General features: G+C 59.8%; 14 protein-coding genes and 1 pseudogene. 9 read left to right on the top strand and 6 right to left on the bottom strand.

The genetic code is table 11. The features are described from left to right. Positions 1-41: 41 nt before the first annotated feature. From JHW44_RS17910 to JHW44_RS17895, 4 genes are all read right to left on the bottom strand, one after another. On the bottom strand, positions 42-821 hold the full coding sequence (locus tag JHW44_RS17910; protein ID WP_089346104.1) for an amino acid ABC transporter ATP-binding protein: 780 nt from the start codon (positions 819-821) through the stop codon (positions 42-44). Further along, positions 818-1,624, bottom strand: coding sequence for an amino acid ABC transporter permease (locus JHW44_RS17905; RefSeq protein ID WP_089346114.1), 807 nt, complete (start codon positions 1,622-1,624; stop codon positions 818-820). The genes JHW44_RS17910 and JHW44_RS17905 overlap by 4 nt, the downstream gene beginning before the upstream one ends. Next, positions 1,624-2,370 (bottom strand): amino acid ABC transporter permease, encoded by a 747-nt coding sequence (locus JHW44_RS17900; protein ID WP_089346103.1) that lies wholly within the window; start codon positions 2,368-2,370, stop codon positions 1,624-1,626. Before JHW44_RS17900 ends, JHW44_RS17905 begins: the two co-directional genes overlap by 1 nt. Positions 2,371-2,435: 65 nt before the next feature. Beyond that, positions 2,436-3,287, bottom strand: a complete 852-nt coding sequence (locus JHW44_RS17895; RefSeq protein WP_089346102.1) for a transporter substrate-binding domain-containing protein — start codon at positions 3,285-3,287, stop codon at positions 2,436-2,438. 621 nt (positions 3,288-3,908) lie between these two features. Between JHW44_RS17895 and JHW44_RS17890 the strand changes: the two genes are divergently transcribed. The 7 genes from JHW44_RS17890 to JHW44_RS17860 all read left to right on the top strand — a co-directional run bounded on the left by JHW44_RS17890 (position 3,909) and on the right by JHW44_RS17860 (position 12,286). Next, positions 3,909-4,100, top strand: coding sequence for a hypothetical protein (locus JHW44_RS17890; protein ID WP_089346101.1), 192 nt, complete (start codon positions 3,909-3,911; stop codon positions 4,098-4,100). Between the two features lie 450 nt (positions 4,101-4,550). Continuing rightward, positions 4,551-5,558, top strand: coding sequence for an ABC transporter permease (locus JHW44_RS17885; protein WP_089346100.1), 1,008 nt, complete (start codon positions 4,551-4,553; stop codon positions 5,556-5,558). Positions 5,559-5,592: 34 nt separating this feature from the next. Next, positions 5,593-6,600 carry a sugar ABC transporter substrate-binding protein gene (locus JHW44_RS17880; protein WP_089346099.1) on the top strand — a complete coding sequence of 336 codons (1,008 nt, stop codon included), beginning with the start codon at positions 5,593-5,595 and terminating at the stop codon, positions 6,598-6,600. A gap of 11 nt (positions 6,601-6,611) precedes the next feature. Continuing rightward, the gene (locus tag JHW44_RS17875; protein ID WP_089346098.1) at positions 6,612-8,726 is read left to right on the top strand and encodes an ABC transporter permease; all 2,115 of its coding nucleotides are present in this window, start codon (positions 6,612-6,614) and stop codon (positions 8,724-8,726) included. After that, positions 8,723-9,814, top strand: a complete 1,092-nt coding sequence (locus tag JHW44_RS17870) for an SMP-30/gluconolactonase/LRE family protein (protein ID WP_089346113.1) — start codon at positions 8,723-8,725, stop codon at positions 9,812-9,814. The genes JHW44_RS17875 and JHW44_RS17870 overlap by 4 nt, the downstream gene beginning before the upstream one ends. A 3-nt stretch (positions 9,815-9,817) precedes the next feature. Then, a complete protein-coding gene (locus JHW44_RS17865) occupies positions 9,818-11,311 on the top strand; it encodes a sugar ABC transporter ATP-binding protein (protein ID WP_272850344.1) in 1,494 nt (497 codons plus the stop codon). A gap of 66 nt (positions 11,312-11,377) precedes the next feature. Next, a complete protein-coding gene (locus JHW44_RS17860) occupies positions 11,378-12,286 on the top strand; it encodes a LysR family transcriptional regulator (RefSeq protein ID WP_089346219.1) in 909 nt (302 codons plus the stop codon). A 13-nt stretch (positions 12,287-12,299) separates the two neighbouring features. On the opposite strand, the pseudogene JHW44_RS17855 reads toward JHW44_RS17860, so the two are convergent. Continuing rightward, positions 12,300-12,602: pseudogene (locus tag JHW44_RS17855) on the bottom strand (aldehyde dehydrogenase family protein); the annotation flags it as partial. 190 nt (positions 12,603-12,792) lie between these two features. Beyond that, a complete protein-coding gene (locus JHW44_RS17850; protein WP_089345664.1) occupies positions 12,793-13,806 on the bottom strand; it encodes a Hint domain-containing protein in 1,014 nt (337 codons plus the stop codon). A gap of 339 nt (positions 13,807-14,145) precedes the next feature. Between JHW44_RS17850 and JHW44_RS17845 the strand changes: the two genes are divergently transcribed. Then, entirely contained in the window at positions 14,146-15,189 is a 1,044-nt protein-coding gene (locus JHW44_RS17845; protein WP_089345673.1) for a LacI family DNA-binding transcriptional regulator, read from the top strand. Then, positions 15,186-16,490: a xylose isomerase gene (xylA, locus tag JHW44_RS17840; protein WP_089345663.1), complete on the top strand. Its 1,305-nt coding sequence runs from the start codon at positions 15,186-15,188 to the stop codon at positions 16,488-16,490. Before JHW44_RS17845 ends, xylA begins: the two co-directional genes overlap by 4 nt. Positions 16,491-16,502: the final 12 nt, after the last annotated feature.

Below are 16,502 nucleotides of genomic sequence, written 5' to 3'. Positions count from 1 at the left end.
GCGTCCCTGGGCCGGCTGGAAATTTCGGAGGTGGATGGAGCCTAGAGGACCTGTGACAGGAACTCTCTGGTCCGCGCGTCCTGCGGATCGCCGAAGATCTGGGCCGGCGGCCCCGCCTCGACGATCCGGCCCGCATCCGTGAAGATGACGCGATCCGCGATTTCACGCGCAAAACCCATCTCGTGGGTGACCAGCACGCAGGTCATTCCATCTGCTGCAAGTTCCTTGATGGTCGTCAGGACTTCCTTGACGGTTTCAGGGTCCAGCGCCGCCGTGACCTCGTCAAACAGCATCATGTCCGGGCGCATGCAGAGCGAGCGCGCAATTGCGACACGCTGTTGTTGTCCGCCGGACAGCTCGCCGGGATAGTGGTTTTCCTTGTCACCCAGGCGGACCTTGGCCAGTAGAGCGCGTGCACGCTCGCGCACCTCGGACTTGGGTTCCTTGAGAACCAGTCGCGGCGCCATCATCACATTGTCCAGCACGGTGCGGTGCGGGAACAGGTTGTACTGCTGAAAGACCATGCCGACCTTGCGCCGCAACGCCAGCTTGTCGAATTTCGGACCTGTGATCAGCTGGCCTTCGATGAAGATCTCTCCTGCATTGACCGGGGTCAAGCCGTTGATCGTCCGGATCAGGGTCGACTTGCCCGAACCGGACGGCCCGATGATGCAGACGACCTCTCCCTGTTGCACCGAAAGATCGATGCCTTTCAGGACTTCGAAGCTTCCAAAGGATTTGTGCAATCCACGGATATCTATGATCGGCTGGTCCGGCGTCCATGAACCGGAATATTCGATGTTCACGTTGACCTCGCTCATGTTGTTGCGAACCGACGTTCCAGTCTCTTGGTGCAGACGGAAACGGGGTAGATGAAGATGAAGAAGATGGACATCAGGAACAGGTAGAAGGGGATCAACAGATCCGGGCTGGATCCTGCAGATTCCATCGCGGCCTGCGTGTTCCCCAATGCCTCATTGACGCCCAGAATGGCTGCGATGGGGGTCATCAGCGTCAGCAATGCAAACCAGTTCATCCAGGATGGCAGCATCCGGCGTACGCATTGCGGCAGGATGACATGGCGCATGGTCTGCATGCGACTGAAGGCCAGGCTTTCCGCGCTTTCCCATTGTCCGGTCGAGATCGAGGCCACGGCGCCACGCAGGATCTCGGCAATATTGGCCATGACGGGCAGGGTGAAGCCGATGGTCGCCTTGACCCATCCGGGGATCATCACCACGCCGAAATACGGCAGCGAGATTTCGAAAGGCACCAGCAGCATGATCGCGAACAGGATCACCAGCCACGGAGAGTTGCGGAACAGATGCGTCACGAAACGCGCGGGCTGACGGATGATGGTCGCGTCGCTGATCTGCATGAAGCCAAGAATGACACCCGACACGGTGGCCAGGATCATGGCGATCACGCTCATCAGGATATTCAGCAGAAAACCCTGAAGGATAAAGGGCATCCAGCGAAACAGGACGTTCAGCGGACTGTCGGCCGGACCCTGTGCGACATGCAGGAAGAACAGCACGCCCGCCGTCGCAACGACCAGCAGCAGGGCCGTGACCACAAGGATCGGCGTCAGCAGGTTCGGGCGGGGCATGGAGAGCGTTTTCATCATTTTCCCAACCCCGGCACGGCAAGGCGTCTTTCCAGCTGGCCCATCACGGCGCCGATGATCGCGACAACGGCAATGTAGTAAACGAACAGCAAGGTCATCATCTCGCCGACATTCAGCCGGTCATTCCAGACGCCCGACAGCGCATAGGTCATTTCGGGAACAGCGATGACATAAGCGATCGAGGTAGTCTTGGCCAAACTGATCAGATTGCTGGCCAGGGAGGGCAAGGAAAAGCGCAGCGCCAGCGGCAGGGTCACATGAATGAATGTCTGCAGCGGGGTGAATCCCAACGCCTCGGTGGCTTCCGAGGTGGTTTTCGGCACGGCTTCTATCCCGGCGCGGAAGATTTCGACATTGTAGCTGCCGCCAAAGATCCCCAGTGCAATGACTGCCCAGCCAAAGGCCGAGATCATCGGCTCGTACCAGCCGCCCATGTCGATCTGGGGCGTAAATGCGCCCAGACCGAAATAGAAGAACAGCAATTGCACGACCGGGGGCGTATTGCGAAAGACTGCGATATAGGCCGCCACCAGAAAGCGCAGTAGGCGCGAGCGCGACCGCTGCGCTGCGGCGCCCAGCAGGCCGACGACCAAGGACAGGACCAGCACGCAGACAATCAGCAACAATGAGGTCTGCAAACCCGTCATCAGGCGACCAAAGTCATATTCGTCGAAGAAGGGTGAGAAGTTCAGCCCTGTCGCCTTCTGAAGCGACAGGAACAGGGGCGCGGTGAATTCCAGCATAAACGAAGTCCAGTATCCGGGCAGATGGCAGGGAAGCGCCGCCCGAGGACGGCGCTGGCGGGTGCTTATTCACCCAGAAATGACCTGTCATATTCCAGATCTTCATGCATCTGCGCCAGCCACGCCGTTTCCTGCAGGTCATATTCTGCCTGCAGGTCGATCAGGGTGCCGTCTTCGTGCCAACCATAGACCAGGCCAGAGAGGACCTTGCCGAAGGCACCATCCTTTTCGGCGATCGGGACGGCAGCGGCCCAGGGGTTCACGAACAGCGCATCGACGGGCATCTCAAAGCCCGCCCAATCGCCGCTGGCCAGATCGGCCGCAATTGAACTGTCATCATAGAACCATGCCACGCATTTGCCCGAGCGCAACGCTTCCTTGCCCTCGGTATTGCCGCCAAAGGCCATCAGGCGAGCGCCGAAACGGGTTTCGATCAGCTGGTTGTAGATGACGCCCTGCTTGGCACAGATCGGCTTTCCCGCTACATCCTCCCATGAGGAGATGGCGCCTTCCCGGGCCATCAGCGACGGTCCCGAGGCCCAGTAGCCGGGCTCGATGATCCCCACGACCTCGCGTCGGTCGGCGGTGTCATACATGCCGCCGATGATCAGGTCGATCCGCTTCTGTTCCAGGAACTGGATCCGGTTTGCCGAGGTGATTTCGACCAGTTCGACCTCGACGCCCAGGCTGTCGGCAACGCGTTTGGCCAGGTCCACCTCGATTCCCTGCAATGACCCGTCTTCGGCACGAAATGCCCATGGCCGAAAGGCCCCCAATACGCCAACGCGCAGGACGCCACGCTCCAGTACGGTTGTCAGGATTTCCGCATTGCTGTTCTGGGCAAAGGCGGGTGCCGTCGCAAACAGGCTGCTGCAGGCAAGCAACGCGGTCGCGGCCAGTGTCTTCATCTTGATCATGTTGTTTCCCTGTCTCTCGTTCTTGGTTCTTGGGCGTGAATCGTTCAGGCAAGCAGTCGGGTCGCAGGGTCAGACAGCATATGCAGACCGATCTGACTGTTGCTGACCTGTAGTGTGATGGATCATTCTTAATGAGTAAAATGAGTAATACGGCCTCTGTAATGCGTTTCGCGCATATACGATCGCGATGGAACTGGTGGCCCGTTGACGCGGGTCGCAAATGGTGGGGAATCCTGCAGAGAGACCGAGTGTTGATGTTGGTGTCGCGATCTGAGCAAGCCTGTTGCCGGTGCCTGACACTGGGCGTCGGGGCGGGTTCACCAGCCGAGTCTGCCGGGTCCACCTGCTATCTATTGACGTGGCGCTCGCCCGGCCACAACTGCCTTATGGCGCGTCAACCAATGGCGTGTTTTTGATTGTCGCGCAAGCAGCGGGCCTGCCTCTCTTTCGTTTCGCCTCCCCTGCCGACCGCCGCCTTCCACGTTCATCTCGAAGATGGTGGCATGGTGGACCAGCCTGTCCACGGTCGCGCGCGTCATGGCCGGATCGGTCCATACAAAGGTGGTCGCGAGATTTCGGACCAGTTGCCAAGCTGTCGCGACTGACGAAGGAACGACCCAGATGACGAAGCGGAAACGCTCTTCGGTGGAGTTCAAGGCCAAGGTTGCGCTTGAAGCCATCCGTGAAGAGTTGACGACAGCCGAGCTGGCCAGGAAGTACGGCGTCCAAACACTGGGGCAGTCACCCTTCATGTACGAGTTTCGCAATAACGGCCGTGGATATCACTGCGGCTGCCGCATGAGATCAGGATGAACGACAGCAAGTTGCCCGGCCGATCTCCGATGGCGAAGGACTTGACCGGCGGCCTGCGGGAACCGAAATCTGCATCGCGGTGGCTGATCTCTACTGTCCTCAAAGTGTCAGACACTGAGCCTGGCCGGGGACTGGATACATGACGATGGGCCCTGATTTGTCCCACTAAGCCTGCGCAAGCGACGACGAGCATCCGGGCAATACCCGGAGGTTGCTTCTGGGTGGAAATCGACAATTTCTGCACAGGGCGTCAGAAAAACCGAATTGTTTGTCGTCGGGCTGCTTGGCACAGTCCATGAAATCGGGAAGCGCCGATAGGCAGCATTCGACCGAACAGGGGACGCCCCGACCTGGGGCGTGGAGGAGACTACGACTGCGGATGGTTTCAGAAAACCGGCATGACAATGCCGGCTATGGGAACGTCTCGCCGGTCGTCAGGGGGAGGATGACATGGCATCCAATGTGCAAGGCGCGCGGGACGGAAAGGTAAAACAACCGTTCAAGATCTCACAGGAAGGGGTGGTTACGGCCATCGCGGCGATCTTGTTCGTCGTGTTCTCGGTGGTACTGGACAAGTTCCTGACGCAGGGCAACATCCTGGCCCTCCTCAAGAACGTGGCCATTCTCGGCATGCTGGCGGTCGGCATGGGATTTGTCGTCGTCGGTCGGGGGATCGACCTGACCATGGTGGCGGTGATGGTGGTCGGGGTCGCCTTTGCGATCTGGCTGGCAACCCAGGGCTTCACCTTTGGTCAGGCCATTGCGGTGGGTGCCCTGCTGGTGGCGTGCTGCGGGCTGGTCACGGGCGTGCTGATCGCCGTGGCCGAGGTGCCGCCGATCTTTGCCACGCTGGCCATGGCTTCGGTCATTTACGGTGGCGGGCGCGTGGCCTTCAACTCGGACGTTCTCTACGCGCCCGACGGCATCGGCTGGCTGACCTTTATCGGATCTGGGACGGTTCTGGGCATTCCGGTTTCGGTGATCATCTTCTTTGCAGTGGCCACCCTGATAGCATTGTTCCTGCGCTTTACCCGGTTTGGTCGCTTTGTCTATGCCTCGGGCGACAATCCTGACACGGCGCGCACCATGGGACTGCCTGCGCGCCCGGTCCTCATCCTTCAATATGTAATCTCGGCCCTGATCGCCTATGCGGCGGGGATACTGCTGACCGGATTGGTGTCAGGCATCAATACGCGGCTCTACAATTCAACCCTGATCTATGATGTCCTGCTGGTCGTCGTCCTGGGCGGCATCAGCCTGTCGGGCGGGCAGGGCGGCGTGCGCAATGTGATGGTGGGGACCGTTCTGGTCGGCATCCTGATCAACGGCATGACCATCATGAACTTCAGTTACACCAGCCAGAACCTGATCAAGAGTGTGATCCTGCTAGGTGCGCTTGCACTGGATGCAGTGATCAATCCGCGGGATGAACAGACGTCGCAAAGTGGAGATATCTGACCGCTCGGGGCGCATAAAGGGAGGAAACCAGAAGATGATTTTCAAGAAAATGACTGTAGCGGTTCTGACAGCCGCAATGCTTGCAGGGCTGCCTGCGGTGGCCAAGGAGATCGAACAGGTGGGCCGCCAGACCTATCTCGAGTCGCTGAAGGACAAGCGGGTGATCTTTATCCCCTTGTCGCAGGGGATGGATCTGAATCAGGCATGGACCGCCGTCTGGCAGCGTCATGCAGACCGCTATGGCTTTGAATTCCAGGTCCGCGATCCGAATATGGATACTGCCGCCGGTATCCGCGCGCTGCAGGGTGCGATTGCCGACAGGCCTGACGTGCTGATCGTGCAGAACCCTGACATTCAGACCTACGCCCGTGCCCTGAAACAGGCGCAGCAGGCCGGTATCAAGATCTTGCAGATCAACATGCAATCGATCACCCAGACCGACAGCTATGTCGGCAACGACTGGATCGAGATGGGGCGCCTTGAAGGCGGCGAACTGGCCCGGACCTGCCTGGCCCCGGATGCGCCCTCGAAAAAGATCGTTTGGCTCGCAGGCGTTCAGACCGGCGCAGCCAATATCTATATGCGCAAAGGGCTGGACGAGATCCTGGCCGAGAATCCCGAGCTTGAACTGGTTTCGGACCAGCCGGCCGATTACGACAGCGAAAAGGCCCGTCAGATCACCGAGACCGTGCTGCAGCAGCATCCCGATCTTTGCGGAATCATGGGCATCTGGGACAATGCCGAAGTCGGTGCCGGTGCCGCCGTTTTGGCCGCAGGCAAGCAGGATCAGGTCACCATCGTGACCAACGGTGCCGGGGCGCATACCGCATGTGACAGCATCGACAAGGGTCTGCTGGACGTTGTCTACAACTTCAACGCACCCATCCAGGCCGAGATCGCGGCGCAGCAGATTTCCGAATTCATGCAGCACCCAGACCGCCCTGCAGGGTCAGAAAAGACGGTGTTCTTTGGCCCGATCACCCGGGTGGATGCGTCCAATGCGACCGGACGCAACTGCTGGACCATCGATCAGCTGAAGTAAGGAATGCCCGAATGAGCGTCACGGAAACCCTTGTGCGATGGCGGTATCGGTATTTGCCCGATCACGTCCTGGGCGAATTGCTGAACAAGAAATGGTCGGACAGCGCGATCCCCTTCTTCGCGCTGCTGCTGATCGTTGCGATCTTCGGGCCCATCGTGCCCCGGTTCTTCGACTTCGGCACGCTGTCCATTCTCTCCGCTCAGGTGGCGGAACTGGGACTCATCGTTCTGGGACTGTCCATCGTGATGATCTCGGGTGGAATCGACCTTTCGGTCGGCTCTACCTTTGCGCTTACCGTGACCACCGCGCTCTATGCCATGAATGTGCAGGGGGCGAGTTTTGCCACCGGCCTTCTGGCGACGATGGCTGTCGGGATGTGCTGTGGCATGATCAACGGCCTGATGGTCGGCGTGCTGCGGATGCGGGCATTCCTGACCACGCTCGTCACGCTGATCATCTATCGGTCGATCTTCGACATCGTTTTTCCCGAGATATCGACCGATATCGTCATGAACTATCCCGAGTCGGGCTGGTTCGAATTTCTGGGCATCGGGCTGGTCTGGGGATTGCCGGTCTCGTTTCTGGTGATGGCGGCGATCTCGGTCGCGCTGCATATCGTGCTGTCGCGTGGTCGTTATGGTTGGCGGCTGATGGCAGTGGGCGGCGCGCGCCGTTCGGCGCATAATGCCGGGATCAATGTGCGCTGGACGGTATTTTCGGCCTATGTGATCTGTTCCGGCTTTGTGGCGCTGGCGGCTTTTTTGTTCGCTGCCCGCATCGGTTCTGCAGCCTCTGACATCGGTGCAGGGCTCGAGCTTCAGGCGCTGACCGCAACGGTGCTTGGCGGCATTTCGCTGGGAGGCGGGCGTGGATCGGTGTCCAAGGCGCTGATGGGGACGGTTTTCGTTCTTCTGCTGTCCAACTCTCTGCTGTCATTGGGGATACCGGGTCCGGTCAACTCGTTGCTTCTGGGCCTGATCCTGGTTGTTGCCGTGTTCCTTGATGTGCGTTGGGTCAAGAACCGCCACAAGCTGCTGCGCGCGGTCTATATCTCGCCCACATTCAACAAGATGCCGCCGGCGATTTCGACCGATGAAGGTCCGATGAAGCCCAATGACCGCCTGAAGGATGTGGGTGTCATCGGGCTGGGCATCCTGGACGGGGCCGAAGATGTGATCTTTGACCGCGACGACAATCTTTACACCGGATCGCGACATGGCGACATTCTGCGGTGGTTTCCGCCGGACTATACGCGGCACGAGGTGTTTGCCCATATCGGTGGTGCGCCAATGGGAATGCTGTTTGACGCTGACGGGAACATGTCGGTCTGCGTCGGCGGAATGGGTCTTTACCGTATCACGCCCCAGGGCGAGGTCAGCCTGCAAACCGCAGAAACCAACCGCAGCTGGACCTCGGTTGCCGATGACTCGGTGATGAAACTTGCCGATGACTGCGACATCCTTCCCGACGGGCGGATCATCTTTTCCGAGGCGACGATCCGTTTCGAGATGCATGACTGGTATGCCGATGCACTGGAAAGCCGGGGCAACGGGCGACTGATCTGCTTTGATCCCAAGACCAACAGCACGCGCACAATCGTCAACGACCTGATCTTCCCCAACGGGGTCTGCACCTCTTACGATGGAGAGTCGGTGCTCTTCGCCGAAAGCTGGGCCTGCCGGATCAACCGCTATTATTATGCAGGACCGAAGAAGGGAAAAGTGGAGCGCGTGATCGAGGGCCTGCCGGGCTATCCCGACAACATCAATCGCGCGTCGGACGGAACCTATTGGCTTGCGCTGATGGGATCGCGGACCCCGGCGCTTGATCTCTCGCTGGAAATGCCGGGCTTCAGACGGCGCATGGCGCGGCGGGTGTCCGAGGACTCGTGGTTGATGCCGAACCTGAACACCGGTTGCGTGCTCAGATTCAATGAAAAGGGCGAAATTCTGGAAAGCCTGTGGGATCTGGGCGGTCAGAAACACCCGATGATCACCTCAATGCGCGAACACAAGGGCACGCTCTATCTGTGCGGGATCTTCAACAACCGCATGGGGACGCTGAAACTGCCCGACGCCGATCAGACCTGGTGCGGAGTCGACAGCTATTGGGGGAAACCGGCATGACCATGATCCGACGTTTCATCGACCGTCGCCTGGGCCGTGCCGAGGCCGCGATCACGGTGCCCATTCTGGACGGGCCGCTGATGCCTAACACCGCTCTGGACGAGGCTGTGCGTTTCGCGGAGATCACCGATGCCGACAACCTGGTGGCCACCGACAAGGGGCTGATCTGTTCCACCGGTACAGAAATCCGGCGGCTGGACTGGCACGAAGGAGGCGAGACGGTGCTTCTGGATCTGCCCGCAACGGTCAGCGCCATGGCATGGGGCAAGGGAATGTTGGCCATTGGTGTGGATGGACAGGGCATTGTCATCCATGGCGGCCAGCATGACGGCAAAAGGTTTGACGGGACGGCAAGCGCGGGACCGAAACATCCCACCTCGTTGGCCTTTCTGGATGGCGAGACGCTGCTTGTGACCGAAGGGTCCGAGGAGAACATGGCGACCCACTGGCGCCGCGACCTGATGGAAAAGGGCAGCAGCGGCAGCCTGTGGCGGCTGGATCTTGTCAGCGGCAAGGCAACGCGCATCCTCAGTGGACTTGGATGGGCATCCGGCGTGGCGACGACCGGATCGCAACGTATCTGGGTGACCGAAAGCTGGCGCCACCGGATCCTGTCGGTCGATCTGGAAACCAGGCACAGCGCGCCGGTTCTGGAACATTTGCCCGCCTATCCTGCGCGCATCGCCCCGGCGGTGAATGCCGGCTATTGGCTGAGCTTTTACTCGGTGCGCAACCAGCTTGTGGAATTCATTCTGCGAGAGGACGCCTATCGGCGCCGGATGCTGGCGGAAGTTCCCGAAGCCTATTGGATGGCACCGTCGCTTTCCTCTGGTGTTTCGTTCCGCGAGCCGATGCAGGGCAGCCAGCTCAAGCAGATGGGGGTGATGAAACCCTATGCCGCGACCCGTTCCTATGGGCTGGTGGTGCAATGCGATCCGCAGATGCGCCCGATCCGCAGTTTCCATTCACGCGCGGACGGGTCGGCGCATGGCTGTGTTTCTGTCTGCGAACGCGGGGATGCGCTTTACGTCGCCTCGCGCGGCGCGGGGCGGATTTTGCGGCTGGACGATGTCGCACGGGAGGAATGAGGCGTGAACAATATCATTGAAATGCAGGACGCGACCAAATCCTTCGGAGGGATTGCCGCGTTCAAGAATGTCGATTTCACATTGCGCAAGGGCGAGATCCACGCCCTTCTGGGCGAGAATGGCGCGGGAAAATCTACGCTGACCAAGGTGATGGCCGGGGTTTATCGGCTGAACTCCGGCAAGATGCTGCTGGACGGGGAAGAGGTCACTCTTGGCGCGCCGTCCGAAGGGCTGCGCGCCGGGGTGGCCATGGTGTTTCAGGAAACCAATCTGGTTCCCGCCATGACCGTGGCACAAAACATCTACCTGGGCGATGAAAAGATGTTCAACCGCCTGCGCGGGCTCTATATCGACGCGCGGCAGTTTCTGGTCAGCATGGGCTTTCAGGTCGATCCGACGGCCCAGGTTTCGACGCTGGGAGCGGCACAGAAACAGATGGTCGAGATTGCCCGTGCGGTTCACCACAATGCGCGCGTCATCATCTTTGATGAACCGACCGCGACCCTCACACCGGAAGAAAAGCGGCATTTCTTTTCGCTGATCGGACGGCTGAAGGCCAAGGGCGTGGCAATCATCTTCATCAGTCACGCGCTGGAAGAGGCACTGGAGGTCTCGGACCGGATCACGGTCCTGCGCGATGGAGAACTGGTGGTCACGGGGGATGCCAAGGAATTCACGCGGGAATCCATTGTGCAGGCAATGGTAGGACGCAACCTGACCGAGACCTTGCACGGCGTCGCCCGACGCGAGCCACGCCCCTATGGGAAAAAGGTTCTCAGCGTCGAAAACCTGTCCTGTGGGGGAATGGTGCGCAATTCTTCATTTTCCGTCTTTGGCGGGCAGGTCACAGGCATCTTCGGCCTGGTCGGCGCCGGACGGACTGAGATGGCCAAGATCGTTTCCGGTGTGATGAAGCGAGACTTCATGTATGGTGGAGAGGTGCGGCTGAACGGCAAGCCGGTTCGCTATCGAGTGCCACGTCCTGCAATGCGGGACGGCATCGTCTATGTCACCGAAGACCGCAAGCATGACGGTTTCTTCGAGACCATGACCCCCGGTCAGAACATGCTGCTGGCGGAACTGTCGACAGCCTCGAACCCGGTGACGCCGGTGACGATGAGCCGGGCGGCGGAACTGGCGCGGGAATGGGGCGAAAAGCTGCATCTGCGCGCGATTTCGGAACGTGCCCGCATGATCGAGTTATCGGGAGGCAACCAGCAGAAGGTGGTCATTGCCAAGTCGTTGATTCAGAAACCGAAGCTGATCATCTTTGATGAGCCTACGCGTGGGGTCGATGTCGGGGCGATCGTCGAAATCCACCAGCTGATCCAGGACCTGGCGGATCAGGGTCTGGCGGTCGTGGTTATTTCTTCCTATCTGCCTGAGATCATGGCGGTGTCGGATCGTATCCTTGTTGCGAAGCGTGGCAAGATCGTGGAAGAGATACTTGCCTCTCAGGCATCGGAAGAGAAGATCATGTTCGCGGCGGTGCATTGATGCCGTGACAGTCATGCAGCCCTGAAGGCGGTTCCGCGACCCATGCGGAAAGGAGAACCAAGGGCGATGAGTGCAAGCAATATCAATCTGAAACTTCTGCAGACCTTTCAGCTGGCGGCAGAACATGGCAGCTTTCGCCGCGCGGCCGAAGAGAGCAACCGCTCGCCCTCGGCCGTGTCGATGCAGATCAGGGATCTGGAAGAACAGATTGGTGTCAGCCTTTTCGTGCGCACGCCGCAATCGGCCAATCTGACCCCCTCGGGCGCGATCCTTTACGAGCAGGTGCGCATGGCGATGGCGGGCGTGCAGGCCGGGCTTGACCGGCTGTCGGATGTCGCGGCACAGCGGCGCAGCCATGTCAGCATCGGCTGCGCCCCGACCCTGGCCGCGACCCGCCTGGGCAATATCCTTGCCACCTTCAAGCTGCGTTATCCGCGCTCGGTCATCAATCTCAAGGAAACGCCGCCGATGGATGCGCTGACCTTCCTGCGCGAACAGCAGGTCGAGCTTTATGTCGGACCCGAAGTTCCCAACATGTCGGATTTCCATTTCGAACCGATCCTGAAAGACCGTTTCGCGGTATGCATTCCGGCGGAATTCGATGAAGGGGCCGCGTCGTTTTCACTGGCCGATATCGCCTCTTTCCCGTTGATCGTGCTGGACCGGCAGACGGCGGCGCGGGGGCTGCTGGACCGGATCAGCGGCGATCTGGATCTGAATATCCAGTATGAGGTGCAATATGCCTATACGGCGATCACCCTGGCGGCGGCCGGGCTGGGGGTTGCTGTGGTCCCCTTTATCGCGGTGCCGATGCTGCCGACCAGCGCATTCCGGGTCCTGCCATTGACGGATGAGGGCGCCGAGCGCGCGGTGGGGATCATCACCGCGCGTGGCCATGTGCCTCACAATTACTCGCAACAGCTGATGGATCTGATCCGCACCGAGCTGGGCCGAAATGGGGCTGTTGCCCCGTAAGGGCGGGCCGGGGCTAGTCGGTGTTGATCCAGATCGCCTTGGTGTCGAGATATTCTTCCATGTGCTCGGTCCCGCCTTCACGGCCATAGCCCGACATCTTGACACCCCCGAAGGGAACGGCAGGGTCGATGGCGTGATACATGTTGACCCAGACCGATCCCGCCCTGAGCCGATGCGCCAGCTTGTGAGCGGTGCCAAGATGGGTCGTGAAGACCCCGGCGGCCAGACCATAGGGCGTGGCATTGGCGCGGGTCACCACCTCGTCAAGACTGTCAAAGGGAAGCGCAGAAATGACCGGGCCGATCCTGATGTCGTCGGCACATTGGTGCCGTCGGGGCGCATTCATATCGTCAACGCCGGCATGGTTTTGCCAAGGATACAGGTTGCGGAACACCTACGGCTGCCAACGGTCGCAGGTGCTCCAGAACGCCGAAACTGGGGAGAGCCTCACCCGCCAGATTTCGCGGCTCTGATTGGGTTTGGAAGCGGCGCCTTTGCCGTCTTTCCTAATACATGTCGTTCAGGACCGGAGTTCCGTTTTTCACATGCCGCTCCAACAACTTGTTCTGCAAACGCCCAGCCGGGATAAACCAATTCGAGGGCCGTGCGGAGTTTTCCAGGTCAGGGAACAGTGTCAGGATTTCCTCGCGGGCCTCTTTGGTTAATGCGTGAAGGGCTTGGGGACCGGTATAGAAGCTTTCGCTTTGCGCGCCCTCGGCGAAGATCACTTCATGCTGATCGAAGACCAGATGGAAATATTCGACGTCCTGAATGGACTCGTCGACGAATATCCCCGGGAGTGCTGTCAGACGTATTGCAGCGACAAGCACTTCCTTCCTGTCGAACATTCTTTCGACGACAGGAGATCGCACGAGTATCCGATGCTGTCGCGAGACGATCAAATCGCGCTTTGGCAAGCCGTTGCCTAAAGCTCCCGCCATGATTCTGACCGGGCGCAGCTTGGGGTTGCTTGCCAGTTGCGCTGAATCGATCCTGCGCCGGAAGATCTTGCGCAGGATCCGCGTCTCATTGCCTGAACAGGGGGCGGGAGAACGGGCCAGGACAAGGCTACCTTCGGCAAGGGTTTCAATGGCGCGGGGGCCGGATGGCGTGTCGATCAATGTGCCGGCGGTAAAGCAAGGTATCGATAATCCGTCGAGGGCAACCGGGGGGAAATTTGATGGAAGCGCATCGATAAGCTCATCGACATTGTCACCGGGATTGTACTGAGTGGCGCTATACAGGAACCCGGTATTGGATGACCCGGTTGAGCCATCCCAAAGAACCGCGTCCTCCCCATCGGCACCGCCATTCAGGCCCAATCCGCCCCCTCCGGTCGCGGCGGCAAATTCCGCTCTGCTGACCAGCCCATCTGTGTTGTCATCTGTTATGCGGATCGTGGCCCCATCATTGGGATCGATGGTCTCACCCGGTTCATACAGTGCGATGGTTATGAGCGTCGAGCTTACGACAACTCCGTCGTCAACTTCGGTTTGATAGGTCTGGAAAAATGTTGGCATCAGAACGGTTCCGGTTAAACAGGTCAAACTAAGTGAATGGCTTGGGAACTGTCGCTGTGACCGAACCCAGCTTATCTTCCAGTCTTTTGCGACTTTCCATTTCGGGCAAGACATATTTGCGAGAGCGTCCCTCCTTGGCATCTTTCCGTTAATTTGCGCGGATTATTGCCACGATCTGACCAATGACACTGCGCCATCCCAGCAGGCACGCATTCGCCAGTCAGCGTTGCAAGCCTGCGCCGGGTTCTGCGAAAGGTTGTTTTTGACATACGTATGTCAAAAAATGATTGACGTATGTCATTTCGGGCGCAATGGTTGTGGCTGGGAGGAGATTCGGACATGCGAAACCCGACGCTGCATGATGTGGCGCGGGCGGCTGGTGTCAGCTATTCGACCGCCGACCGCGTGCTGAACGAGCGCGGGGGGGTGGCCGAAAAGTCGATCCTGCGCGTCCAGCGCGCCATCGAAGAGCTTGGCTATCGTCGCGATATTCACGCGGCAAATCTGTCGCGACGCAGAAGCTATCGCTTCAGATTCTATCTGCCCCAAGGGGATCACGGGTTCTTCTCGGTCCTGCGCAAGGCCGCGCTGGATCAGGGACAGGCGCGGGCGCTGGATCGCGTGAATGTCGAATGTCACGACGTGCCTGCTCTGGATGCCGATGCTCTGGCGCGGCTGTTGAACCGGATCGAGGCGGGGGATTGCGATTGCGTGGCCATTGTCGGCGCGGATTCGCCCGAACTGGGCGCGGCGGTGGCGCGGCTTGCGGATCTGGGCATAGCGGTGGTCACGCTGGTGTCTGATGTCGAAAGCCCTGCGCGCGCGCTCTATGTCGGGATCAACAATATCGTTGCGGGCCGCACCGCCGGCCGGTTGATCCGGCTGGCCCATTCGACGCGACCAGGGCGCATTCTGCCAATTCTCGGCAAGCTGGGCGTGCGCGACCACCGCGAGAGGCTGCAGGGCGTCACCGAGGTTCTGCGCGAAGCCGACGGGATCACGCTCTTGCCGCCCATCGAGGTGCTGGATCGCGCCGACCGGATGCGCGAACATGTCAGTGTCGCGCTGGCAGCCAACCCGGATGTGTCGGGCATCTATTCGATCGGCGCAGGCAATCGCGCATTGATCGGCATCTTGGAACAGATCGAGGTCCCGCGTCCCTTCGTTGTTCTGCACGAACTGTCACCTCATTCCCGCGCGGCCCTGCAAGGTGATCTGATTGACGCGGTCATTGATCAGAAACCCGCCGAGGAAATCGCCCATGCGCTGGATGCGATGAAGGCGATTGCGGATGGGGAAATTCCCCCGCAGGCCGAGATCACGCCGACCATCTTTCTGAAAGACAACCTGCCCGGACCTACCGGCGACGGAGAACATGCATGAGCGGATATTTCGATTCGATTTCCCCCCTGACCTTCGATCCCGACAGCGAGGGGTTGGCCTTTCGCCACTATGATCCTGATCAGATGGTCATGGGCAAGCGGATGGAGGATCAGCTGCGCTTTGCGGTTGCCTATTGGCACAGCTTTGGCTGGGAGGGCGGCGATCCCTTTGGCGGACGTACCTTCGAGCGGCCATGGTTTCCGGCGGACACGATGGAACTGGCAATCATGCGCGCTGATGCCGCATTCGATTTCTTTCGTATTCTGGGCGTGCCGTTCTTCTGCTTTCACGATCACGACGTTCGGCCCGAAGGCGACAGCCTTGCCGTCAGCCGCGACCGTCTGAACCGCATTGCCGATATCTTCGCCGAGAAGATGGCCAATGGCGGGCCGCGCCTGCTGTGGGGGACGGCAAATCTGTTCACCAATCGTCGTTACATGGCCGGCGCGGCCACCAATCCGGACCCGGATGTCTTTGCCTATGCGGCGGCCACGGTGCGTGACTGTCTTGAGGTGACGCATCGTCTTGATGGCGAGAACTACGTTCTCTGGGGTGGGCGCGAGGGCTATGAGACCCTGCTGAACACCGATCCGGGGCAGGAACTGGATCACATGGGGCGTTTCCTGTCGCTTGTGGTCGAACACAAGCACAAGATCGGCTTCAAGGGCGCGATCCTGCTGGAACCCAAGCCACAGGAGCCGACAAAACATCAATACGACTATGACGTGGCCACCGTTTATGGCTTTTTGAAACGCTATGGGCTGGAAAACGAGGTCAAGCTGAACATCGAGCAGGGCCACGCGATTCTGGCGGGCCACAGCTTCGAACATGAGCTGGCGATGGCCAATGCCCTTGGGATCTTCGGGTCTGTCGACATGAACCGCAACGATTACCAATCCGGCTGGGACACCGATCAGTTTCCCAACAACGTGCCGGAGATCGCGCTGGCCTATTACGAAATTCTCAAGGCTGGCGGGTTTGCGTCGGGCGGGACAAATTTCGATGCCAGATTGCGCCGGCAGTCGCTGGATCCGGTCGATCTGGTTGCGGCTCATGCGGGGGCTATGGATGTCTGCGCACGCGGTCTGAAGGTCGCGGCGGCCATGCTGGAGGATGACAAGCTCGAGGCCGCGCGGCGCGCGCGCTATGCTGGCTGGCAGCGCCCGGAAGCGCAGGCGATGCTGGGCGCGGGATCCTCGCTTGAATCCATTGCCGACAAGGCCATGGCCCAGGGGCTGGACCCGCAGCCGGTCTCGGGCCGTCAGGAAATTCTGGAAAATCTGGTCAATCGTTACGTTTGACCGGATCGGGGA

This window comes from Paracoccus seriniphilus (assembly GCF_028553745.1).
Classification (GTDB): Bacteria; Pseudomonadota; Alphaproteobacteria; order Rhodobacterales; family Rhodobacteraceae; genus Paracoccus; species Paracoccus seriniphilus.
Note: the sequence above shows the minus strand (reverse complement) of the source record. Positions and strands in the feature narration are given on the sequence as shown.

What these genes read in the sequence shown, in the direction of transcription:
- JHW44_RS17910 (WP_089346104.1), bottom strand. Translation starts at nt 821, where the DNA reads ATGAGCGAGGTCAACGTGAACATCGAATATTCCGGTTCATGGACGCCG.
- JHW44_RS17905 (WP_089346114.1), bottom strand. Translation starts at nt 1,624, where the DNA reads ATGAAAACGCTCTCCATGCCCCGCCCGAACCTGCTGACGCCGATCCTT.
- JHW44_RS17900 (WP_089346103.1), bottom strand. Translation starts at nt 2,370, where the DNA reads ATGCTGGAATTCACCGCGCCCCTGTTCCTGTCGCTTCAGAAGGCGACA.
- JHW44_RS17895 (WP_089346102.1), bottom strand. Translation starts at nt 3,287, where the DNA reads ATGATCAAGATGAAGACACTGGCCGCGACCGCGTTGCTTGCCTGCAGC.
- JHW44_RS17890 (WP_089346101.1), top strand. Translation starts at nt 3,909, where the DNA reads ATGACGAAGCGGAAACGCTCTTCGGTGGAGTTCAAGGCCAAGGTTGCG.
- JHW44_RS17885 (WP_089346100.1), top strand. Translation starts at nt 4,551, where the DNA reads ATGGCATCCAATGTGCAAGGCGCGCGGGACGGAAAGGTAAAACAACCG.
- JHW44_RS17880 (WP_089346099.1), top strand. Translation starts at nt 5,593, where the DNA reads ATGATTTTCAAGAAAATGACTGTAGCGGTTCTGACAGCCGCAATGCTT.
- JHW44_RS17875 (WP_089346098.1), top strand. Translation starts at nt 6,612, where the DNA reads ATGAGCGTCACGGAAACCCTTGTGCGATGGCGGTATCGGTATTTGCCC.
- JHW44_RS17870 (WP_089346113.1), top strand. Translation starts at nt 8,723, where the DNA reads ATGACCATGATCCGACGTTTCATCGACCGTCGCCTGGGCCGTGCCGAG.
- JHW44_RS17860 (WP_089346219.1), top strand. Translation starts at nt 11,378, where the DNA reads ATGAGTGCAAGCAATATCAATCTGAAACTTCTGCAGACCTTTCAGCTG.
- JHW44_RS17850 (WP_089345664.1), bottom strand. Translation starts at nt 13,806, where the DNA reads ATGCCAACATTTTTCCAGACCTATCAAACCGAAGTTGACGACGGAGTT.
- JHW44_RS17845 (WP_089345673.1), top strand. Translation starts at nt 14,146, where the DNA reads ATGCGAAACCCGACGCTGCATGATGTGGCGCGGGCGGCTGGTGTCAGC.
- xylA (WP_089345663.1), top strand. Translation starts at nt 15,186, where the DNA reads ATGAGCGGATATTTCGATTCGATTTCCCCCCTGACCTTCGATCCCGAC.